At 51.6% G+C, this 23,829-nt stretch carries 19 protein-coding genes and 2 tRNA genes; 1 reads left to right on the top strand and 20 read right to left on the bottom strand.

Translation table 11 applies throughout. From position 1 onward, the window contains the following. Positions 1-19: 19 nt before the first annotated feature. From C1714_RS09810 to C1714_RS09730, 17 genes are all read right to left on the bottom strand, one after another. Positions 20-1,015, bottom strand: coding sequence for an NAD(P)H-dependent glycerol-3-phosphate dehydrogenase (locus C1714_RS09810; protein WP_102342997.1), 996 nt, complete (start codon positions 1,013-1,015; stop codon positions 20-22). Further along, positions 1,012-2,322, bottom strand: a complete 1,311-nt coding sequence (gene der, locus C1714_RS09805; RefSeq protein WP_102342996.1) for a ribosome biogenesis GTPase Der — start codon at positions 2,320-2,322, stop codon at positions 1,012-1,014. Before der ends, C1714_RS09810 begins: the two co-directional genes overlap by 4 nt. Next, positions 2,307-2,990, bottom strand: coding sequence for a (d)CMP kinase (cmk, locus tag C1714_RS09800; protein WP_102342995.1), 684 nt, complete (start codon positions 2,988-2,990; stop codon positions 2,307-2,309). Before cmk ends, der begins: the two co-directional genes overlap by 16 nt. Next, positions 2,987-3,967, bottom strand: coding sequence for a hypothetical protein (locus C1714_RS09795; protein WP_102342994.1), 981 nt, complete (start codon positions 3,965-3,967; stop codon positions 2,987-2,989). The genes cmk and C1714_RS09795 overlap by 4 nt, the downstream gene beginning before the upstream one ends. Before the next feature lie 13 nt (positions 3,968-3,980). Beyond that, the gene (locus tag C1714_RS09790; protein WP_102342993.1) at positions 3,981-5,585 is read right to left on the bottom strand and encodes a hypothetical protein; all 1,605 of its coding nucleotides are present in this window, start codon (positions 5,583-5,585) and stop codon (positions 3,981-3,983) included. A 95-nt stretch (positions 5,586-5,680) separates the two neighbouring features. Next, positions 5,681-6,256, bottom strand: a complete 576-nt coding sequence (gene efp, locus C1714_RS09785) for an elongation factor P (protein WP_102343207.1) — start codon at positions 6,254-6,256, stop codon at positions 5,681-5,683. Positions 6,257-6,270: 14 nt separating this feature from the next. Beyond that, the gene (locus tag C1714_RS09780; protein WP_102342992.1) at positions 6,271-7,197 is read right to left on the bottom strand and encodes a transketolase family protein; all 927 of its coding nucleotides are present in this window, start codon (positions 7,195-7,197) and stop codon (positions 6,271-6,273) included. After that, positions 7,197-8,012 (bottom strand): transketolase, encoded by an 816-nt coding sequence (locus C1714_RS09775; RefSeq protein WP_102342991.1) that lies wholly within the window; start codon positions 8,010-8,012, stop codon positions 7,197-7,199. The genes C1714_RS09780 and C1714_RS09775 overlap by 1 nt, the downstream gene beginning before the upstream one ends. Positions 8,013-8,115: 103 nt before the next feature. Next, positions 8,116-8,199, bottom strand: a tRNA-Leu gene (locus C1714_RS09770). Positions 8,200-8,211: 12 nt separating this feature from the next. Beyond that, positions 8,212-8,285 (bottom strand) — tRNA-Cys (locus C1714_RS09765). 56 nt (positions 8,286-8,341) lie between these two features. Continuing rightward, positions 8,342-10,603 (bottom strand): glycoside hydrolase family 9 protein, encoded by a 2,262-nt coding sequence (locus C1714_RS09760; RefSeq protein ID WP_167850009.1) that lies wholly within the window; start codon positions 10,601-10,603, stop codon positions 8,342-8,344. A gap of 51 nt (positions 10,604-10,654) precedes the next feature. Further along, entirely contained in the window at positions 10,655-11,782 is a 1,128-nt protein-coding gene (locus C1714_RS09755; protein WP_102342989.1) for an ABC transporter substrate-binding protein, read from the bottom strand. Then, entirely contained in the window at positions 11,754-12,572 is an 819-nt protein-coding gene (locus C1714_RS09750; RefSeq protein ID WP_102342988.1) for an ABC transporter permease, read from the bottom strand. The genes C1714_RS09755 and C1714_RS09750 overlap by 29 nt, the downstream gene beginning before the upstream one ends. A gap of 3 nt (positions 12,573-12,575) precedes the next feature. After that, positions 12,576-13,361, bottom strand: a complete 786-nt coding sequence (locus tag C1714_RS09745; RefSeq protein ID WP_102342987.1) for an ABC transporter permease — start codon at positions 13,359-13,361, stop codon at positions 12,576-12,578. A 3-nt stretch (positions 13,362-13,364) separates the two neighbouring features. Beyond that, positions 13,365-14,945: an ABC transporter ATP-binding protein gene (locus tag C1714_RS09740; RefSeq protein ID WP_102342986.1), complete on the bottom strand. Its 1,581-nt coding sequence runs from the start codon at positions 14,943-14,945 to the stop codon at positions 13,365-13,367. 29 nt (positions 14,946-14,974) lie between these two features. Continuing rightward, a complete protein-coding gene (locus C1714_RS09735) occupies positions 14,975-15,514 on the bottom strand; it encodes a helix-turn-helix domain-containing protein (RefSeq protein WP_102342985.1) in 540 nt (179 codons plus the stop codon). A 295-nt stretch (positions 15,515-15,809) separates the two neighbouring features. Then, positions 15,810-16,829, bottom strand: coding sequence for an IS1/IS1595 family N-terminal zinc-binding domain-containing protein (locus C1714_RS09730; protein ID WP_102342984.1), 1,020 nt, complete (start codon positions 16,827-16,829; stop codon positions 15,810-15,812). 465 nt (positions 16,830-17,294) lie between these two features. Between C1714_RS09730 and C1714_RS09725 the strand changes: the two genes are divergently transcribed. After that, on the top strand, positions 17,295-18,608 hold the full coding sequence (locus C1714_RS09725; protein WP_102342983.1) for an IS4 family transposase: 1,314 nt from the start codon (positions 17,295-17,297) through the stop codon (positions 18,606-18,608). 231 nt (positions 18,609-18,839) lie between these two features. On the opposite strand, the gene C1714_RS09720 is transcribed toward C1714_RS09725, so the two are convergent. From C1714_RS09720 to C1714_RS09710, 3 genes are read right to left on the bottom strand one after another with little or no spacing between them, the layout of a single operon-like run. Continuing rightward, complete coding sequence (locus C1714_RS09720; RefSeq protein ID WP_135567929.1) at positions 18,840-20,882, bottom strand: hypothetical protein; 2,043 nt, start codon at positions 20,880-20,882, stop codon at positions 18,840-18,842. A 7-nt stretch (positions 20,883-20,889) separates the two neighbouring features. Next, on the bottom strand, positions 20,890-21,807 hold the full coding sequence (locus tag C1714_RS09715) for a glycosyltransferase family 2 protein (protein WP_245305093.1): 918 nt from the start codon (positions 21,805-21,807) through the stop codon (positions 20,890-20,892). A gap of 1 nt (position 21,808) precedes the next feature. Next, positions 21,809-23,692: an LTA synthase family protein gene (locus tag C1714_RS09710; protein WP_167850008.1), complete on the bottom strand. Its 1,884-nt coding sequence runs from the start codon at positions 23,690-23,692 to the stop codon at positions 21,809-21,811. Positions 23,693-23,829 lie beyond the last annotated feature (137 nt).

The following is a 23,829-nucleotide window of genomic DNA, read 5'->3' as shown; positions in this document are numbered from 1 at the left end:
ATAGCAGGAAGCGGAACGTTTAGAACTCCGCTTTCAGCCGCCTGTGCATAAGGGCATCGATCGTCTGATCGACGGAAGCGTTTTCAAACAGGACCGCGTAAACCGCATCTGTAATCGGCATCGAAACGCCCATCCGCGCCGCCTCCGCATGAACGATGCGGCAGGCTGCAATTCCTTCAACCGTCTTCGTATTGTTTCGAAGAAATTCCGCCGCATTGCGGCTTCTTCCGATGGCAAGACCTGCCTGGAAATTGCGCGAATGCATCGAGGTACAGGTAACCATCAGATCCCCCACCCCGTCCAGGCCGAGAAACGTCTCCGCCTTTCCACCGCACGCCGTTCCAAAGCGCGTCATCTCCGCAAGCCCGCGTGTAACTAACGCCGCCCGAGCATTATCACCCTGCCCCAGTCCGCACAGAATGCCGGCCGCAATCGCCATGATGTTCTTGACGGCGACACCGGTCTCCGCTCCGATGACATCGGTATTGGTATAGACACGGAAATAGGAATTGGAAAACAGCTTCTGAACCGTCCTGGCGGCTTCTTCATTTGCACTGACCGCATTGAGAGCTGTCAGCTGACGAAGAATGACCTCCTCGGCATGACTTGGCCCGATCAGGGAAACAACCGCCTTGCACAGATGATCCGGCACCTGGTCACGAATGTATGAAGAAAGAAGCGAATGCGTCGTGGGATGAAAGCCCTTGGCCGCATTCACAAACAGCACCGGATGATCCAAATAGGAAACGGTTTCCTTCAATACGGCCTCCATCGCCGAGGAAGGTACGGCAAGAAGAATAAGATCCGCTCCCCTCACTGCTGAAAGATCATTCGTCGCCGCAAGCTTTTCATTCACTTTCACATCGGGGAAATATTTGGAATTGCGGTGATTGACGTTGATATCGTCGACTTCGGCAGTGTTTCTTCCCCACAGCACAACATCATTGGCATTGTCACAGAGCACCTGCGCAAGGGCGGTGCCCCAGCTGCCGCTTCCCAGGACGACACACTTCATACGGAAACCTTCTTGCGGGCAATCAGCCGGATCGGCGTTCCTTCAAAGTCAAAAGCCTGCCGAAGCTGATTTTCCAGATACCGCTGATACGTAAAATGCAGCAATTCAGGATCGTTGCAGGAGAAGACAAACTCCGGCGGCTGAACACCGGTCTGCGTCGCATAGTAGATGCGGAACCGTTTGCCGTTGCGGGCCGGTGCCGGGGTCGTAATCTGCGTATCGGCGATGACTTCATTCAGGACATTGGTCGGGATGCGGCGGCGGCTGTTTTCATAGACACGGTCCACCATCGGCAGAATCGTATTGACTCTCTGATGCGTCAGGGCACTGACAAACAGAACCGGCGCAAAGGAAAGATAAACGAACTGGGCCCGCACCTTCTCTTCGAATTCGTGCATCGTCTTGTCATCCTTCTCGATTGCGTCCCACTTATTGACGACAATGATGACAGGCTTGCCTGCATCGTGGGCATAGCCGGCCACGTGCTTGTCCTGTTCCCGGATGCCAAGGCTCGCATCCATCAGAAACAGTGCGACGTCGCAGCGCTCGATTGCCTGCATGGCCCGCATGACGGAATACTTTTCGATGTTTTCATATACCCGCCCGCGCTTGCGGATGCCGGCCGTATCGACAATGACATAGGGCTTGCCGTTCCACTGGAACGCAGTATCAACAGCGTCACGGGTCGTTCCTTCTTCGTTGGCAACGATGGCACGATCCTGATTCAGAATTGCATTGACCAGCGAAGACTTGCCGACGTTCGGCTGACCAATGACAGCGATCCGGATTCCTTCCGGCTCCGGCACCGCTTCTTCTTTCGGCATGGCCGCAAAACAGGCATCCAGCACATCGCCGACGCCGACGCCATGGACGCCGGATACCGCAATCGGATCCCCGACGCCAAGGGAATAGAACTCATAGATCGACGCCAGACGGGAAGAATCGTCAATGTGATTGACAGCCAGAACAATCGGCTTCTTCGATCTATGCAGCATCTGGGCGATATAGCGGTCATCGTCGGTGACGCCGACCGTTCCGTCCGTGACGAAAAGAATGACATCCGCCTCCTGGACAGCTACCTGGACCTGGGCACGGATTTCATTCTGATACGGCTGATCTTCCAGCTGAATGCCGCCGGTATCGATCATATGAAATTCCTTGTTGAGCCAGGTCCCGGTTCCGTAGATCCGGTCGCGGGTGACGCCCGGCTCATCTTCGACAATGGACAGCCGGCTGCCGATGCACCGGTTGAAAATCGTCGATTTGCCTACATTCGGTCTTCCGACAATTGCTATTGTTGAACGCATGAATCCTCCTGAAGATACGGCTGCGCAAGCCTGAGGATGGCATCGACCACCTGCTCGCGGGTCATATCCGAACTGTCAATCACCACGGCATCCTCTGCCCTGCATAAGGGCGAGTTGCTGCGGTGCGTATCGTCATAGTCGCGCTGCTCGATGTCCTTTTCAATCAGCGCAAGCTGCTCATCTGTCCCTTTATCTCCATAGTCCTGCTGCAGACGGCGCAGGGCACGGGAACGGACACTGGCAGTCAGAAAAACCTTAACTTCGGCATCCTTCAGTACAACGGTGCCGATATCGCGGCCATCCATGATAAACCCCTTCGCCGCCGCCATCTTCTGCTGACGGGCAACGAGATCCTGGCGCACACGGGCGTGCCTTGAAACACGGGAGGCAGCCATGGAAACCTGTTCCTGACGAATGGCGGTTGTCACATCCCTGCCATCAAGAAAAACCGTTCCCTCCGGCGTCAGCTCAATGTCCGCACCCGCAAGCATGGCTGCCAGAGCATTTTCATCATCGAGAGAAATACCCTCTTCCAGCGCTTTATAGGCAGTGCAGCGGTACATGGCACCCGTATCAAGGTGAACGTAGCCAAGGCGGCTGGCCAGCATTTTGGCAATGGTGCTCTTGCCGGCAGCACTTGGCCCGTCAATGGCAATATTGATCTTCATCCCAGAACCCCCTGCGACTGCAGTACCCAGTAAATGACAACGACCAGAACAACAGAAAGCGCAATGATCAGAACGATCAGCACGACGTTGAGAATCTGATTGGTACGCTTCATCTTGTCAGAGACTTCCGTCAGATTGTCCTGATAGTCATCCAGCTGTGCCCGCATCTGCGTCGTTTCCTGCAGAAGCTGGCGGCGCGTCGTGTCCGAAGAGGAATTGACCGCTTCGGCAATGGAATTTCTGACCCCCGTATTCAGCAGCTGCGTCGTTGAAACGGTTTCGGAAGACGGAACTTCCCTGGCCCCTGGAGTGATTGGAGAAGGAGAGGAAGTCTGGGCAGGCTGCTGCGCATTGCGGATCATATTCTGAACTTCGGCCGCAATGTCTTCACGGGTCATGGACTGTGTCTGCTGAACGGCCTGGTCACTGTCATCACTGTCCAGCGAATCAAGGAAATCGGAAACCGAAGTGCTGCCGTAGGTATCGTCCCCGGCGGAACCGGACGAAGAAGACTGTGCATCTGGATACGGTTTGCTTGGAGCTGGAGAAACGGAAGGCGCAGGCTTTGGTGCCTCGGCCTTCTTTTCCGGCTGACCTTCCTTGAGGATGCGCAGCAGGTTCAGATCCGTGTTGGTCGTGTAGGCATTGCCGTGGTCGACGCTGTACTGCTTGGCTTCTTTCAGAAATTCGCGGACATATTCATTATCAAAGTCCTCCGAGCGCTCACTGCCCCGAAGGATGGATGAATTGAATTCGGCTTCCGGCGTCTCTTCCGTCGGCTGAGCGATGGGCGCACTGTAGCGGCGCTGATGGATGGGATCATGGGCCCGGCCGGCGTCGCTCACGGGACTCTGCACATCTTTGGCAAGATGGGCATTGACCTCGGAGAGATCGCTGCGGGACAGATCCTTGTCTCCTTCGCTCTGCATGCGCCGGCGCAGATCTTCATAACGTTTGGTACGTGAATATTTCGGCATGGAAGGTTCTCCCTTAAAGAGTGATAAAGCTGTTGACAATGCGGATCAGATCGCCGCCGAACAGGCGGATCCACAACCCGACCAGCAATGCCGTTAACAACGCTGTGCAGACACAGGCAAGAACAGAGCGGCGTCTTCCGCACTGAAATGTGTATTCATAGGAAATCGCATGAAGAAGTACCGAACCGGAAACCGCTGTCATTGCGATGACGAAACTAAAGTAGATGCTGCCGTCCATCGCAAGAGCCGCAAGACTGTACAGCAGCGTCAGGAACCATGCACTTTCGCAGCTGATGTCCACCAGGCGCAGAAGATTGGACAGCGAGAAGCGGAAGCTTCCCAGAAACATCTTCAGGCAGGCACCGGCATACTCCGTAATTGTCCCCAGTGCAACGATACGGAACCAGAGCGAAACTGCATCCGTAAACGGCATGCGCGCAAAACTGAAGGAATCCGTATTCAGCTTTCCCTGAAGAACATAGACGAAGAAGAACGCAATGATGCCGTATTTCAGAAGAATACGGAACAGAGCATATTTCCAGTCACTGTGCGCATCGGTTGAAGCCTGGGCGAGCATGTTGGAAATCGGATCATACAGCCCTTTGAGAACGCTTGTTTTGGCCGGCTCACTGTCAAGCTCACGTACGATCTTCGGCTCAAAATCACGCTCCTCAACATTAGCAAACCGAACAGTCTGCTGGAAAGGGATCTGCGGTTCCTTCTTCGGCATTTTCGTTTCTTCAGCTGCAGCAGAGGCAGTCTCTGACTTCGTATCGTCTGTCTCTTCCGGCTTCGACTGCTCCACTTCCTTAGCAGGCACTTCCGCCTGGTCTTCTTCAACAGCCGCTGTTGCCGCAGCCTCTCCTGCTGGTTCCGCTTCATCGGAAGCTGCAGGTACTGCCTCCTTTTCGGAATCATCTGCCTCTTCCTTAGCGGACACTTCGGGCTGGTCTTCTTCAACAGCCGCTGTTGCCGCAGCCTCTCCTGCTGGTTCCGCTTCATCGGAAACTGCAGGTCCTGCCGGTTCGGAATCATCTGCCTCAGACTCTGCGGCTGTTTCCTTCGCTTCTTCCGGTGCTTCAGGCGGTACTTCCTCGGCCTTTTCAGATTCCGGCGCCGCTGCGGGTGCAACTTCTTCAGCGGGATGATCGGATACGGATTCTGCCGCTTTGTCTTCGGCAGGTTTCACTTCCTCCTGCGGACGTGTTTCCTGCGAAACGGTTTCTTCCGCAGCCTTCGGCTCTGCATTCATCGTTACGGGCGTTGTTTCAGCAGTCGGTGTCTCTGTCGCTGCTGCGGATGCAGGTGTCATTGCCGGAGCTGCGTGATCCGTCTCTTGTGCAGTTATGACTTCAGCAGTTGCAGCCGCCTTTCCCCGGGAGCCCTTCTTAGAGGATCCGCTTCTTTTCTTATGGGTCCCGTTTCCTTCCGCACCTGAGCGGGAAGTGCCATCCGCCGCCTCTTTATGCGCTCTGGGCTTTCTTGTCTGACGCTTCACAGGTGTTCCGTCCGGATTGGTTCTTGGCCGGCGCGCCTTCTTTGGCGCCGGATTTTTTATCTTTTCATCCGCAGCTTCTGCGGTGTCAGTAATTTTTTCTTTGACTTCGGTTTCAGGCACAGTAAAACCCCCTTCTAAATCATTCATTATGATAGCACATGGACCTGTCCCTTTTGAGCGCCGGCCAAAGAAAAAGGCTCTCCAGATCGGGAGCCTCAGCCTCTGCTTTTCGATTCTGCACGGCCGCAGTAACGACCATCCGCCGTAGAAATGATGACCATCTCATGGTTCTGAATGAACAGAGGAACCTTGATCGTAAGACCTGTTTCCAGCGTCGCATTCTTCAGCGCCGCCGTCGCCGTGTCGCCCTTGACCGCCTGTTCGCACTCAACGATCTCGAGGTTCACCTTATCCGGAAGAATGACCCCGAGCACTTCGCCGTTGTACATCATGATGTTGACGTTGTCATTCGGCTTGAGAAACTGCATCTCCCAGGTCAGACGATCCTTCGGAATGCTGATCTGATCATAGGTCTCATTGTCCATGAATACCAGCGAATCCCCGTCATCATAGAGATACTGCATCTCCTTCTTGTCGACGTGGACATCCTCAACCTTGTCACCGCCCGTAAAGGAAATTTCCTTCACGACACCGGAACGCAGATCCTTGACCTTGACTTTGACGATCATCTGACGCATCGCCGTCTTGTTCAAAGCCAGATTCATGACCTGGTACAGACTCTTTTCATATTCAAACGTAGATCCCGGTTTCAAATCATTCACGATTACCATATTCTTTTCCTCCATTACTTCAGCCTGTTACGGATGAAGGCCGCAACGCCTTCCCCGTCCAGCCCGTACTTGTGCATCAGATCCTTCGCCGCACCGCTTTCGGCAAACACATCCTGCAGTCCGATCCGGTATACCGGACGCGGGCACTTTTCAGAGGCCAGCTCTGCAATCATACCGCCAAGGCCGCCGATTGTACTGTGCTCCTCCGCCGTAAATACCGTATCGTTGGCTGCCAGCAGCTTCACAATACCATCTTCATCGCACGGCTTGATCGCACACACATCCACAACCGTCAGATCAATGCCATCCGCCTTCAGCATCTCGGCCGCTGCCAGCGCCGACTGCACCATCAGTCCGCAGGCAAACAGAACCACCCCATGGCCCTGACGGATCACGTTTGCCTTCAGAACATTCACATCCGCTTCGGAATGGTAGACATCGTCTACCGCAGAACGGCCAAGACGCACATAGCACGGATCCTTGGTCGAAGCGACATAGCGAATGACAGCTGCTGTCTCAGCCGCATCGCAGGGAACATACACCTGCATACCGCTGATTACGCGCATCAGGGCAATATCCTCAATCGCCTGGTGCGAAACGCCGTCTTCACCAACCGAAATTCCGGCATGCGTCGCACATACCTTTACCGGCAGATGCGGATAGGCAACACTGTTGCGGATCTGTTCCCAGGCCCGGCCGGTCGCAAACATCGCAAACGAAGACGCAAACGCAACATATCCCGAAGCCGCCAGACCGGCCGCATGACCGATCATGTCCGCCTCCGCAATGCCCATATCGAAGAAACGCTCCGGCGCCACCTTCTTTGCCATTGCCGTCTTCGTACTGCCGGCAAGATCCGCATCCAGCACAACGATCTTCGGATTTTCCGTCACCAGCTGAGCGAGAGTCTCGCCATACGCTTCACGTGTAGCCTTCGCCATTATTCAGCCTCCAGTTCTTTCAGAGCCGCTGCCAGCTGCTCCGCATTGGGAGCCTTGCCGTGCCAGCCCGCTTCATTTTCCATAAAGGATACGCCCTTGCCCTTGATAGTATGCGCAATGATCGCCGTCGGACGGTCCTTCGTCTCGCGGGCCTCCTTAAAAGCCACCCGCATCTGATTGAAGTCATGCCCGTCAATATTGACCACATGCCAACCAAAGGCTTCAAACTTCACATCCAGAGGCTCCGGACCAATGACATCCTCCGTACGGCCGTCGATCTGCAGACCATTGACATCGATGATCGCACACAGATTATCACTCTTATAATGGGCAGCCGCCATCGCCGCCTCCCAGATCTCGCCTTCCTCACATTCTCCATCACCGCAGAGAACATAGATTCGATGATCGTTTCCGGCGAGCTTATTGGCAATGGCCATACCATCGGCCGCCGCCAAACCCTGTCCAAGCGAGCCCGTGCTCATATCAACGCCCGGAACATAGTTCATATTCGGATGTCCCTGCAGACGCGAGTTGAGTCTGCGGAACGTCATCAGCTCCTCTTCGGGGATGATTCCCTTCTCCGCCAGAGCCGCATACAGCATCGGCGACGTATGGCCCTTTGAAAGGACAAAGCGGTCACGATCCTTTGAAGATGCGTTATCCGCACTCAGATCCATTTCCTCGAAAAACAGTTCCGTAATGAGATCCGCCGCCCCAAGAGAGCCGCCCGGATGCCCCGATTTCGCATTGGCGACTTCCTTCAAAATATTTACCCGAATGTTTTTCGCATGATCCTTTAATTCTGATATTTCCATGATTCAGCTCCTTTATACGATGAAACAGTCTGCCTATCCTTCATAATATCGAATTCAGCAAAAAAAGAAAACCGCACACGGCGGCTAATATTTCAGCATGAGATGGGGTCGACGGGAATCGAACCCGTACGGTATCGCTACCACAGGATTTTAAGTCCCGTGCGTCTACCAGTTCCGCCACGACCCCTGATAACAAAAATGGAGGTACCTGCCGGAGTCGAACCGGCGCTCACAGAGTTGCAGTCTGTTGCCTTACCACTTGGCTAAGGTACCACACTCGATCAGTGCTTTTCTATATTATCAAAGCACCGATCAAAAAACAACCGAAATTATTGCCGCATCAGCGTCACCAGTGCCAGCACAGAACTGTTGTAATAGATCGAAGGCTCATTGGTCGAATAGCTGCGGTACGAGTCCACATACATCTTCGCCAGCGCCGTACCGTCAGAAAGAGCCTCGGTCATATCATCTTCCCTGTCCGCATCCGGTCCCCCGACAACCGCACCGGCCGGCACCGAATTCAGACTCAGATATAAGCGGTTGTGAATCGACGTCGGACTGTGCGTTCCTTCACCGCTGACAAAGCAGAGATTCAGCGCATTGCGCCCAAGCAGATAGGAAAGATGGTTCATCGCCCCGTCCCAGTACTTTTGATCAGCGCTCACATACCCGGCCAGCGCACAGGCAATCCCGTTATCCGCCTCCCGCAGATTCGAGCCCCCGACATAGGCAACCCCGCTGTATCCATAGCCATTGGACGCCTGCGACAGAACAAGGTCCGCCTGCGTCGTTATACCATTCTTCAGCAGTGTAAAGAAAGCCGCATCCGCCGAAGAAAGATCACTGCAGCTCACCAGCATCCAGGCTCCGTATTCACCAACCTCATCCCAGGACAGCCCCTGAGCAGCCACGGCATCTGCCTCATACAGCTGCTTTGCCGTTTCCAGATATTTGGAATCCTTCGCTGCAGCATATAAGGCAGCCGAAGCGAAGAACCGGTTGTCACTGTCCGAAGCATCCCGATAGTTGCCGCTGGTAATTTCATCCGGATTGTCCATATATTTATGATCCTGCTCCGATTTCAGATAATCCCATGCCCTGCTGGCCGCCTGTAGGCACTGTTGGGAAAAGGCAGGATCAATGGATTCATAAACAATCGAAGCCGTCGCCATGACACCGGCAAAGCTGCCCGTAGCCGAAGTATCCGCCGGCAGCACATAGATCTGGCTGTCATCATCCGCCGGATTCAGAAAATCACCCGGAAAGAAAGCCGCCGTCGCCCGCGCATACACACTGCCATCCGACGTCTGCATCCGCAGCATCCATTCAAGCTCATAGCGAACCTCATCCAGAATATCCGCTGTCCCATTGCCGGCATCCGGGCTCGCCGTATCATCACTCCAAAGCGATGGCGCATACATATATGCCATCATCAGATCCATCACCGCCTTCGCACCTGTCTTCACATACCGGCCGAAATCACCTGCATCATGCCAGCCGCCATGGACATCCGCAGTTGACTCCGTCCCATACAGCAATGCCGGTGCACTGTGACATGCTGCATGGGCCAAAGCGCCGGCAGTTGCCGAATCCAGATCCATACCGCACCTCTGCAGAACAAAGAAATGCAGAAGATCCTGCGAAAGAGCAGCATACGGATCCGCAGCGATCGTAAACACCGGCGAAATCTGTCCCGTCTGCGTACGAATGTAATAAGACCCTTCCGTCTGCAGCGACGAAAAGTCACCGATGCCGGTCGTTTCACCGCTGAACTCGTCCGCACCTCTGGAAACAATGGCACCGGTATATACCACATTCCCCGTCCCCTGTTCAACGACATCAAAGAAGTCGCCCGAGGCGTTGGAAAACGTGCACTCCTTGCGGTTTGCGCTGACATAGCCCGCCTGGTTGACCCGCACAGATTCATCCATGGAAGATGGAAGAATCCGGATGTTTCGGAACGTGAGCGAATGATAGTCGCCGCTGCCGCCGTAATAGATCGTAACAATGCCATCCGGGATTTCCGAAGGCGAAGTAAAAGAAAAGGAATAATTCTGTTCCTGCCCCGTGATCGAAAAAGTCTGATCCGCGACAGATGCGCCGGTGCTGCCGTCAAAGGTCATCACACGGATCTCACTGTCTGCAGTAGCAGAGGCGGAAAAAGATACACTCACCTCCGTGTCGACAGGAAAATGCAGACCGCCGAGCGAAAGATAGGAGCTCTCACGCGTCGAGCCGCCGCTGGCCACTTCGATCTGTGCCTGATCATAGCTCAGGGTCGGTGTAATGGCGCCATCCTGGGAATAGGCAGTCCAGCTGCTGACAAAGCCGGTCGCATTGTCCGGCTCATAGCTGAAGCTGCCCTTTTCAGATACATTCTGAAAATAGGAGACTGCCGGCGCCGGTGTCGCGGTCGCGGAGGCCTCAGGTGCGGCTGTTTTTTCCTGTGCAAGCGTCGTATTACGATCTTCCAGATGAATGTTCCGCCGCCTCAGAATCACTGAAATACTGAGAACAAGCGCCACCGCGAGCATTGCCTTCAGCAGCAGCTCGACATTCAGCTGATTTCTGTCCCGTTGTTTTTTGTCCATGTGCCCCATTATAAAAGAAATCTCCCGCCTCGGGAGATTTCTGAACATTTCTTAACCTGCTGCGCTCATCTTGACCCTGGTGTACAGATCGGCAAGCTGCCGCGTCATCTTCTCATTGAAATGGAACACTTCATCCTTATCATAGCCGCTGCGGGGCAGATAGGCAGGATTTTCAAAGTAGTCGCCGAGTTCTCCGGAAAGATAGTCGCGCACTACCGTATTCGGCGACGTATAGCCGACATATTCCGAATTCATCTGGGCGATGTCGTCTTCCATCATGAAGTTGATGAACTCATTGGCCAGTGCCGGGCAGGACGAATTGGCCGGAATGACCATCGCATCCACCCAGATATTGGTTCCCTGCGAAGGTTCCAGATAGCTCATGTCCGAATTTTCCGAGATGACATAAGCCGCGTCGCCCGAGTACATGATGGCAATATCCATATCGCCGTTGGCCATGCCATCGATTACTTCATCCGTCACATAGGCCGGATCCACGGCATCGTTCATTTCCATCAGCCAGTCATAGGCCTCCTGGATCTGGGTCGGATCTTCGGTATTCATCGAATAGCCAAGCGCCTTGAGAGCGACCATGAACATGTCACGCTGCGAATCGTAGGCATAGACCCTGCCCTTGTAGCGCTCATCGTGCAGAATGTCCCAGCCCTCGTTTTCGATGGTTTCCTGATCAACGACCTGATTGTTGTAGACAAGACCGACGGAGCCGTAGAAATAGGGGGCCGCATACTGTTCCTCCGGGTCGAACTGCTTCACCATGTCCATTACGTCCGGCGCAATGTTGGAAAAATTCGTAACGACCGATTTATCCAGGGGCTGCAGCATATCTTCGCTCATCAGACGCTCGATCATGTAATCCGAAGGTACCAGTACATCATAGGAGCTGCCACCAAGCAGCTTCGTATACAGCGTCTCATTGGAGTCAAAGACGTCATAGTTGACACGGGCCGTAAAGCGGCGCTCGAACTCCGGAATCGTCTCGTCGGCAATGTATTCGCCGGCGTTATAGACGTTGATCGTACTGCAGCCATAGACCGCCTGCGAATCGATGATTTCAACATCCGGATCTACGGCCGCCTCACTTCCGCATCCTGCCAGCATCGATGCGGCAAGGGCAGCAGAAGACACAATCTTAATCGTGGACAGCAGCGACTTTTCCATGTTCCATCTCCTTCTTCTTTGCCCGCCGTGCCGGAATCACGTTCACCGCAATCAGCACCACGGTCAGAATCACAATGACGACCGTGGAGAGCGCATTGATCGTCGGATTGACACGCTTCACGTTGGCATACACATACATCGAAATATTGGATACGCCCGGCCCCGTCGTAAACAGAGAAATCACGAAATCATCAAACGACATGGTGAAGGCGACCAGCGCACCGGATACAATGCCCGGCTTGATCTGCGGAATGATGACCTTGCGGATCGCCTGCATCGGTGTGCAGCCAAGATCCAGCGCCGCTTCCGCCATGTTGGGATCCATCGCTCTTAAGCGCGGCATCACGGAAAGAATGACATAGGGAATGCAGAAGGCAATATGCGCCAGAACCATCGTTATAAAGCCCGTCTGAATCCGCAGCGACGTAAAGAACAGCATGAAGCCGATCGCCGTCACAATATCCGGGTTGAGCATCGGCAGATTGTTGACCTGCTGGATCGCTTCCCGAAGAACCTTCTTTGACTTGGAAAGACCGATTGCCGTAATGGTTCCGGCCACCGTGGAAACCGCCGTCGCAATAACGGCGCACGCAAAGGTAACGCCAACCGCTTCCAGAATCGGGCGGCTGGAGAACATCCGCTCATACCAGCGCAGCGAAAAGCCGGTAAAGTTCGTCAGCGACTTGGAACGGTTGAAGCTGAAGAAGATCACATACAGAATCGGCAGATAGAAGAAGGCAATGATCAGCCAGAAACCGATGGTGGACCATCTGCTGTTTTTCTTTTCCATCACTCAGTCCTCCCTTTCTGCCGGCTGCTTTTCAAGCTTCCGGATCACGAACATCGAAATCAGGATGATGACAGCCATGATCAGCGACACGGCGGAGCCGAAGTTCCAGTCGCCTGTCGTGATGAAATAGTCTTCAATGAGGTTGCCGATCAGCACGTAGCGTCCACCGCCCAGGAACTTGGGAATGAAGAACGAAGAGACTGCCGGCAGAAACACGAGTGTAATGCCCGACACAACGCCGCTCAGGGAAAGCGGAAGAATAACCTTCCGGAATGTCTGACGGTCATCGGCGCCAAGATCGTGAGCCGCGGTGATCAATGCGGGATCAATCTTGCACAGCGCCGTATAGACCTCCAGGATCATGAACGGCAGAAAGTTGTATACCATGCCGACATATACCTTCAGCTCCGCAGCCATGTGCAGATGGCTCAGGATGCCGCGCCATGCATAGGTACGCACCAGCATGTTGATCCACATTGGCAGCGTGATCAGAAGAACCATGATGCTCTGCTTGTTGGGATGCTGGCGGGCAATGTAGTAAGCCACCGGATAGCCGATTGCAATGCAGATGAGTGTCGTAATGAACGCCATCTTCAGCGACCGCCACAGAACCGTCGGGAAGACCGGATCCGAGAAGAAGCGGGCAAAGTTTTCAAAGGTAAACTGCAGCGTCAGCGTACTGTTGCCCTGCTTGGTGAAGGCATACAGGACAATCATCAGCATCGGCAGCACAATCATGATCGCGGCCCAGACGATATACGGCCGCACCAGTCTTGCAAAGGATTTCATGCCTTATTTCCCCATCTTGCCCATGACATGGATGTCGTCCGGATGCCAGGTCAGACCGATGCGTTCGCCTTCCTTCAGCTGACGCGTCGTCTCAATCTTCAGCTCCCGGCCCTGGGTCGAGAACGTAATCGGATAATCGCCCGGAACGATGTTTTCATCGTCGAAATCATATTTCACATCCCAGATTTCGACACGGCTGTTGTCTTCCAGGTTCCATGCATAGGCATCCGCCCAGCGGATCAGATCCGTATCCAGCGCAACACTTTCCTTGATTTCATCGACGGAGCGATAGAAGTCAAAAGCCTGAATCGACTCATCGTTGCTCATGTCCTCGACAGCTGTCGGCTTGACGACAACGATCTGGATCTTGATCTCGGTTCCGGCTTCCGTGCCAAAAACGCAGGAATAGGTGCCGGTCTTGGGCTCCACATGATATTCGACCCTGGTCAGGGATACGTTTTCCTGATCCTCCGTATCCGTCTTCCATGCCTGTGCATTGGCACGGGCAATAACTTCCGTATCCGTGAGGCTGGCAACATCTTCCACGTCCATCATGAACGAGGATGCGGAAATCTTTTCATGGGCTTCTTCATTGGTCACATCGCGTTCGCCCGTCACGTGCATGGTCACGGTCTTGGAGGTACCGGACGATGTTTCGGCGATGACTTCGTAATGAACGCCCTTGAAGAGGACGGACTTCACTTCACCATTGAGCAGGCCTTTGTTGCGGGGAACAATGTGAATATCCTCCGGCCGCAGCATGATGTCGACCGGCTCGTTCTTGGCGAATCCGTAGTCGATGCATTCATAATCATGGTCATCGAAGGAAACGAGCTTGTCTTCCTTCATGATGCCGTCGATGATGTTGGAATCGCCGATGAAGCGGGCACAGTATTCATCAACCGGCTCGTTGTAGATCTCGGTCGGCGTACCGATCTGTTCAATGTTTCCTTCGCGCATGACGACAATCTTGTCCGACATCGTCAGCGCCTCTTCCTGATCATGGGTGACAAAGATGAAGGTGATGCCGACTTCCTGCTGGATCTCCTTGAGTTCCAGCTGCATCTCCTTGCGAAGATTCTTGTCCAGCGCCGACAGTGACTCATCGAGAAGAAGGACGCGCGGCTCATTGACAAGGGCGCGGGCAATGGCCACGCGCTGCTGCTGGCCGCCAGACATCAAGGTGATGTCCTTATGCTCGAAGCCTTCCAGGCCGACCAGCGAAATCATACGGGTCACCTTCTGGTCAATGATGTCCTTCGGCATCTTCTTGAGATTCAGTCCAAAGGCGATGTTGTCATACACATCCAGATGCGGAAAGAGTGCATAGTGCTGGAAAACCGTGTTAACGTCACGCTTGTAGGCCGGAACATCGGCAATGTCTTCTCCATCCATGATGACATGGCCCTCATCCGGTGACAGAAAGCCGGCGATAATGCGCAGCAGCGTCGTCTTGCCGCAGCCCGACGGTCCCAGCAGAGTCACGAATTCATTCTCATAGATATCGAGTGAAATTCCCTTTAATACAACCTGATTGTCGAACGATTTAACAATGTTCTGAAGCTGAATCAGTTTCTTTGCCATATCCCTTTCTTCCCCTTTTTTCATCTTTATCAGAACGCCGGCGGCGTTGAGACCCAAAGAATCGTTGCCGGTTTATCCCAGCGGTTTGCCAGACAGTAGCGGTACTTGCCCGGCATGTAGAAGTTGTCCCCTTTGTGAAGAATCCGGCCCTTCTTATTGCCGCCCCACACCAGCGCGATCTTCCCGGAAAGCACATAGCCGAATTCCTCGCCGTTATGCGGTTCCATCGGATCCGTTTCCTGATGCGGAAGCAGATCGATGATCACCGGCTCCATGGCGTTTTTCTGCGCATTGGGCACAATCCAGTGAATTGTTTCGTTGTCCCTTTCATCAACGAAGGCATCGTTTTCCGTAAAGACGACCTGTTCCTCTTCCTGTGAGGCGAAGAATTCCGACATACTGACGCCGAGCGCCTCGGCAATGTCTTCCAGAGTCGCAATACTGCAGGAAGCGAGATTGCGTTCCAACTGGGAAAGAAAACCCTTGGTCAGCTCGGTCCGCGAAGCCAGTTCCTCCAGCGTCAGATCGTTCTGTACACGCAGCTGACGTATTCGTTTGCCAATATCCATCCGCCCCTCCTTTGTTTAGTAACTGTAAACAATTCTTTTAGAATTCAAAAACAGATTTTATTATACAGTCCCCACCCCTGCGTGCAACCCATTTTTAAACATTTTGTTTAAAAAATCCCTTTTTGCACAGTGTTGGTAAACCTGAGTCTAGAACCGCTTAGTCATGCGGTTCTACGGAATAGTAATCTCGATATCTGAGCGTTTCTGGGATATATAGTGAGCTCACCAGCAGCACTTTGACCTTTTCCNAAAATCCCTTTTTGCACAGTGTTGGTAAACCTGAGTCTAGAACCGCTTAGTCATGCGGTTCTACGGAATAGTAATCTCGATATCTGAGCGTTTCTGGGATATATAGTGAGCTCACCAGCAGCACTTTGACCTTTTCCAGCGGTTCTGCAGGCGGATTCATCAGAAATGCAAACAGATCAAGATATCCCTGCAGTTCATCACGTTCAAAACCGGAATGTGATCTTAGGAAAGCTTTCAGCAGAGCACATGCATGGTTCACTTCTCTGAGAGGATTGTCCTTATCGTCCAGTCTGATCAGATCTCGTGAATTATATTTCTGTTCTTTAAGGTTCAGATCCGATACCAGAATTGAATGTGAACGCTCACTGTCATGGATCAGTACTGAACCTTCCTGAATATGCTGGTTGAAGGCATTCCAGGTACTCTCTTTCGTAGGCTTTCCTTGATGGTTTTCGTAGATTGTAATTGTCTGCGTGCCATCAGTTCCAATTGCGATACACATCTTGTTTCTGGATATGCCTCTGTATTGTTTGCCGTCAATCAGCTGCCTGTGCTTTTTTCCCAGATCCCAGTATGTTTCATCGATCTGAACATTTCCGAACAGCACAATGTTCTCCTGATAGTTATCCAGGATTCTGAACAGCTTCGCGTCCCAGTACTTCGTTGTTGTGAAGGAATTACGGCCATTCTTTGAGGCAAGACTCATACTTTCATAACCGATAATTCTCAGAAGCTGCTCAACCCATTCTGTGTACGGTATTTTATGATCTTCAAAAATGGTCCCGGTTGTGATGGTGAATGTCCTTCCACAATCTTTGCAAAGATACCTGTTTACGCCATTTGAAGTATGACCGTACTTGATGAAGTTTTCTGATCCGCAATGCCTGCATTGAAAGACCTGAAATGCATTCAGAAACTCTGCTTCTCCGGATTCTATCAGGCTCTGATGCCTGCGATCAAAGACTTCCACATACTGATCCTTAATGAACTGCTCGTACGGCGAAAGACTCTCCTTATAATCCCAGGGCGTACGTCGCCTGGAGGAGGTAAGCGATTGATTATACATCGGTGGTAGACCTCAATGCTTAAGTAAGCAGTCATGAGGAGGCCTACCACAGCTAACTCAGAACCACTTACCAAAGCGTTTTAGCTTTCTAGCCCCGTCGGGCTATCCAAATTATAGGTTCTTCACCAACACTGTGCAAAAAGGGATTTTTGTTTAAAAACCCTAAACCAGTCCTTCCGGCAGCTGTTTATGTAAAATGCATGCAAGAATCGCGAAAAAAAGGAAGGCGTTGTGCCCAATGTCAGTAAGTTAACAGGAAACACTGACTTCTGACAAGAAACACTCGTTTCAAAAAAAGGCGAGTGTTTTTTATTTTGCAAAGTGCTATGCCAAGACGTTTTCATCACTTACATAAAAACGTTTGAAAATGCATAAATATGCACTTTTTTCAAAAAAGTACTTGACAGGCTGAGCACAGGAATTTTTAGACAATCCGAAGGAAATTGTAGGGGGTATTTTTCGACTATGGTTTCCTATCTCTATTCGCTGGGCGCTGTTCATAAGCATCTCAATGATGCGATCAACTATGTGTCTTCTTCTATTGGCTGCTACTGCAAATCTCCTGGGTTTGATTTCACCCGCAAGCGTAAGCTGCCGCCGGAAGAACTCATGAAATTCCTGATCCAGTTCCAATCCAAATCATTATCTTCTGAGATCGGAGATTATTTCACTGATATGGTGGTCCCTCCATCTGTTTCTGCTGTCATTCAACAGCGGCGGAAATTGGATCCCCGGGCGCTGTATCGGGTATTCACTTTATTCACTGACAGTATTAACGTCAACAATCGGTTTCAGGGATATCGACTTCTCGCTTCCGACGGCTCCGATATCAATATTCCATATAATCCAGAAGACAGCGAAACTTATCATATTCAAAGTGGAATGGCACGCGGTTTTAATCAGCTTCATCTGAATGCGTTATACGATGTTCTGAACCGCTGTTATGCCGACATTGAGATTGATACAGCAGCCAAATCAAATGAGCCCAATGCCGCAGAAGAAATGCTTGAAAAGAATGCGGAGAAATATGGGAAGTTCATTTATATTGCCGATCGCGGTTATGAGAAATATCAGCTGATGGCATTTCTCGCTGAGAACCAGATAAAATACATCATTCGCGTCAAAGATATCTCAAGCAACGGTATTCTCAGCACCATGAATCTGGAGGATAAGGAATTCGACCTTGATCTTGAAAAGATCCTCACACGGCTGCAGACCAATGAAGTAAAAAAGCATCCGGAAAAATATGTCCGTATCATGAACAATCAAGTCTTCCGTTTTCTTCCCATCGAAGAAGAATCTTACCATCTGAATTTCCGCGCAGTACGTTTCAAAAGCACCGAGGATACTCATGAGTGTCTTATTACCAACCTGCCAAGAGAGCAGTTCCCGATCAACGTAATGAAGGAACTTTATCACCAAAGGTGGGGCATTGAAGGAAGTTTCCGCGAGTTGAAATATACCATCGGTCTTACAGGATTTCATGGCAGAAGCAGACAGTTTCTTTATCAGGAAATCTATGCACGGACAATTCTGTATAACCTTTGTCAGTTCATTGTGGCAGCCGTTCCGTCAGAAAAGTCAGATACCAGGCATGAGTACAGATTCAATTTCAGTTCTGCTGTAACAAATATCAGGCAGTACCTTGCAGGCCATATCGATGAGGAGAAGCTGATATTCAGAATAAAAAAGTTCCTGATCCCAATCAGACCAGGAAGATCGTTTGTTAGAAATATACGTTCTCAATCCGCAAAGTTGTTTACGTATAGATCTGCCTAACGATCAGAGTATAAAACATCCGCAAAACTAAATCCACCGATTTTCATGACAGGCAATCGCTCTGTCCTTTTCGTCATGGCAAAATGTGTCAGTTTTGATCACACGATCCGTAAGAAAAGCCACACCGTTGATCATCTCAATCATCAGTGTGGCTCAGAATGTCAACCGCAACAGATATCAGGGCTTTTCAACCCCTTAACTTAACGCCATTGGCGTTGTGCCTTCCCAAACCTATTGAATCCGATACAGCTTCAGACATTCGGTTGTATAGATGTTTTCTGCAAACGATGCCAGCTGCCCGTCCAGCTCCGGATTTTCCCAATAGCGGACAATCGCATACTGGATCCCGTACTTTTTGAACAGTGATTGCGTTTTGGAATAATCAACTTCTTCCTGCCCGCTGTCACTGTCCCAGGGGTGATGGCGGCGGCAGATCTCATAGAGATCCTGATCGATCCGTGTGGAAGGATAGTAGGTATCACGCGCCGTAATGGGCTGATAGACATCGGGAAGATAGACCCGCATTCCTTCGGCCTGCGAAATAACGACGGGCTGATCGCTCCACTGCCGGCTGTCGAGTTCACTCTTGAGGACCTTGAACATTTCCTCGGACTCCGGCTCAATCTTGCTCAGGGGATCATAGAATTCCTTGTTTTCCACATAGAAACCGTACTGATAGCTGCGATTGGCACGCAATGCCTCAACATTGCTGTAAACAGTCACAAGGACCAAAACCGAGGAGACAGCCGCCGGAAGCCACTTCTTTTTTTCGCCGGCCTTCATCCACGCTCCAAGCAGATACAGCTCCGTAAACGGATTGAACATCACTTCCCAGATCCGGTAGAATACGTTGCTCGCAAGGAACTTTGCGATTGTCGGCGTACACAGCGGATTCATGAAAATCACGATCATCATCAGGAAGTTGAAGCGAAGATAACGCTCATCCGACGTCAGGGCATTGCGGCATACCAGAACCACGCCGCCCCAGCGCAGAACATTGATCAGATTGTCAGCCCAGTTGGAATAGACAAAGAAATAATCCTTGACCATGTCCACGTCCTGATGGTTGCGGAAGAAATATTCATAGTCATAGAGATAGTCCGGATCCGCAATGTGCATGTAGAGACTGTATCCCATCAGCAATAGCGGCAGAACAAAGACAAACAGCAGCTTCGCATGTCTTGCAAACCAGTCATCCACTCTGACCAGAACATCCTGAACCCGATCCTTCTGTGAAAAGCAGTAGTAGACAAGGAAAATCAGGGCCAGACCGATGCCTGCCGCAGGATGGGTGCGATGCAGAAGAATGCACGCATAAATGACCAGCGGCAGAACAATCCACGAAAGGTTGTAGAACACATTGTCCCGCCGAAGAAAACAAAGATACATTGCAAAAATCGACAGCGCCGCAAAAGACACCGGCAGATAGGAACTTGAGGAAGCGATGCCGGCAAACGACACCAGCGCAAGAATCCAGCGCGCCGAAGAGTCGCGGAAATCACCGGCCAGCCAGCGATAGATCAGGAACATCAGCATCGTGATGAAGAAACTGCGCCACGTGTTTCCATAGTAGGCATCAATGATCCGCCAATAGTAGAAATTCAGATAGAACAGCGCAAACACAAGCAGAACAATCTTCTGCCAGCGCTTGGAAATATCCAGCTTCTTGACAATATTCACCACCAGCATCGCTGCCAGGACATTGTAAATGGTGCCAATACCCCAGATGACGGATTTGAGGACGGGGATTGATTTCAGATCCAGAAGGATGGAGGCATACACCGAAACGAGCTGATAATAGCCCTGGTAAAGGTACAGCGCATCCCATTCCGCACCCGTCTTTCCCGTATAGAGATTGAAGAGATTAATCTGCGGATTATGAATGTTCTGGGCAATGTTGTTCAGATACATCGGCGCATCCGAATATTCAAGATCCGGATGGCACTGGTAAAGAACCGCCAGAAAAACGATCAGCGAAACGATGATGATCCAGATTTCCTTCCGCGAAAATTCATAGACCACATCGCGCCAGTGGCGGATGGTACAGCCAACAGCAGACAGCGCAACCAGAGCCGTGATGATCTGAATCCACAGAAAGGACCCGTGAACCAGCTGAATCGGATAATAGCCGATCGCACAGAGCGCCAGAAAAACCGCCGCACCATAAGGGGCACTGAAACGGCCGCTGGCAATATGAAGCCGCGCAAGAACAGCAGTTCCCATCCCTTCAAACAGGATGATCGCGACGATGCTGAGAATAAATATCCATTTCATAACTTTATCAATCGAAATCCGAATGGCTCTCATCGTACTGATTCAGCACTTCTTCAAGGTACTGGATCTTCAGATTCTTGACGGAGTCAAGGACAATGCCTGTCGCCATCAGGGATATGGCTGCAATGGTAATGACCAGACCCGCGGCCTGAAGCCTCGTGTGCAGAAGAATGATACCGGCCCCAAAGAGAACCACGAAAAACCAGAAGAAGAAAAACATCGGCCGATAGTCCTTGTAGAGATCAAAGAGCGTCTTAAGGACGCGGAAGCCGTCATGAAACGTATTCAGCTTCGAGAACGAACCGGCCGGACGGTCCCGATACGAGATCGGCTCTTCACAGATCTTCATCCGCATCACCAGCGCAAATACCGTCATCTCGGTTTCAATCTGAAAGCCTTCCGACCGCACCGGCATACACTTGACAAAGCGGCGGCTGAACACCCGGTAGCCGGTCATGATGTCGTGAATACTGCCATGAAACAGACGGTTGATCAGATCCCGTACCAGATTGTTTCCAAACTGATGAAACGGCCGCTTGTTTTCAGAGTAGTAGGTACCGTTGCTCAGACGATCGCCGATCGCCATGTCAACATCGTCTTCCAGGACAGGCTTGAGAAGACGGTCAATTTCTTCCGCCGGATAGGTATTATCACCATCCACAAGCACATAGGCATCCGCATCAATCTGCCGGAACATGGAACGTACAACGTTTCCCTTTCCCTGCCTTGTCTCTTTGCGGACGATGGCACCCGCGGCTTTCGCAATTTCAGCCGTACGGTCGCTGCAGTTATTGTCATAGACATAGATTTCCGCTTCGGGAAGAACCGCATGAAAATCATCGATGACGCTTTTGATGGTCAGCTCCTCGTTGTAGCAGGGAATCAGAACGGCAACTTTTTTCCTGGAATCTGTCATTTCCAACATCTTACCATGCTTCATTGATTGGATGCTTTTCATATTCGCCGATTCCCGCCCCGTTGCCGAAATAATCGCACTTCAGCAGCTCCAGCGAAATCCGCTCCTCCTCCATGCCGTACATCATCTCCTGACGCGCAAGCTCCGGATCATAATTGTCGAAGAATGTGTACCTGTCATTGACAAAATCCCAGGAATAATGGTCCGTCTTCCACGCATCCCAGAGACTGAAGAAGAAGCCGGTATAGTCCGAATCAAAGATGTCGCGGCCAAGAATCTGATGTGTATCGATCGTAAAGCCCCAGAGATTGGCAACCGTCGGAACCAGATCCAGTGTCGTCGCGACCTTGTCATACTCCCTTCCCGTTTCCATATCGCTGCAGTAGAAATAAAGATCCGTGTAGCGATAGTAGTCTTCGGCTGTGATTCCGGTCTGCTTATAGAACGGGCTGTCGCCCCAGAAATCAAGTTCCTTCGCTTCATGATCGCCGAAGACAATGAATACCGTGTCATCCAGAAGACCCGCCTGCTGCAGCTTGTCTTCCAGCATGCCGATGGCCTGGTCCAGATCCATGTTCTTGGCCAGATAGGAAACATAGTCATCCTGAAGATCCGGATATTTTTCACGTACCCTGGTGACATTTTCTTCCGTCACGCCGACCGCATCCAGCGTATAGGGCTGATGGCCGCTGTAGGAAATCCAGTATCCCATGAACGGCTCACTGCTGGCATCGTACATGTACTGCATCACCTGCATGACCGCTGTATCCGAAGACGCATCACTCAGTCCCATATCCGTACAGTCAAGGAAGGAATCGTAGCCGTACTGGATCATGGTCTGCTTGCGGTTGTAATATTCCCCGTAATTGTTGTGATAGGCCGTGGTGCCGTAGCCGTTCTCCTGGAACATTCGAGCAAGCGCCGTCGGATAGGTGTTGTACGAATACTCGTAGCAGGCCGCATGTCCCTCTCCGTTGGGAATCAGAGACACATTGGCCATGAACTCCGTATCACTGGTAGAACCCTGCAGGGCAGGTGTGTTAAAGCCCTGGATGCGCAGACCGTTGGAATACATCTTCCAGAGATTCGGTGTCAGATCCGGATCCAGCGCCGCCCGGTTATACGACTCCGCCTGAATGAAGAAGGCATTTTTACCGGCAAACATACCTGTATAGTCATTGGTCTCCTGGTCCGGTCGCAGGGCAAGGAAGGATTCAACATCGCTGCGCATTGTTTCGATGGAATCCGTATCCGACCCGTTCAGAAACAACTGCGTATCCCGCACTGCATAGGGCAATAGCCCAAAGCGGCTGACGACCTGCAGAGAATTCGGAAGCCTCTCATAAAGATAGGAATCCGACAGGTACATGGAATCGCCGTCATCCGTTGCCAGCGCGCCGATCTTCTTTTTGTATACCGTTAAACTCCCTGCTCCCAGCGCAATTGAAACGACCAGGCACACAAGACGGAACTTCCAGGTCTTGTTCCAGCGGTAGGCTCCTTTTTCAAAGCGGAAGAACAGAACAATGAAGACAATCTGAATCGCAAGAAAGCCAATTAGAAAGACAAGATCCTGCTTCTGAACAAAGGCAGCAGCACTGTCGGCAGCTTTCGTCACTTCAGAGGCAAGATCCTTGACCGTATTCCAGCGGTAATACGATTTGAACGCCCGGAAATAGCAGGTCTGCGAAACAACATAGGCCGTAAAGATACCGCCGTACACCAAAAGCAGCCAGCGGGAAAACGCCGGTCCCAAAAACCAGATCAAAAGAAGCGCTCCGGCAAAGAAGGCCGCAAACAGCGGAATTGAATATGTCGTTAACGGCGCATAATAATGCATCAGAATCAGCCAGAAAACGAGCAGAACCACCGTATAGATCAGCTCGATCACCATTAACCTTCTCCGCCGCTTTTTCATCAGGTTCCCCTTCCCCATGTAAAGATCAGATCAAAAATCACAAAAACCAATAACGATATTATATACATCAGAAGTCATTTTTTTCTTGTGCAGCTAATGGGAATTCAGTCAGG

Source organism: Galactobacillus timonensis (assembly GCF_900240265.1).
In the GTDB taxonomy this organism is placed as follows: domain Bacteria; phylum Bacillota_I; class Bacilli_A; order Erysipelotrichales; family Erysipelotrichaceae; genus Bulleidia; species Bulleidia timonensis.
The sequence above is the reverse complement of the archived record's forward strand: the minus strand, read 5'-3'. Positions and strand labels throughout refer to the sequence as shown.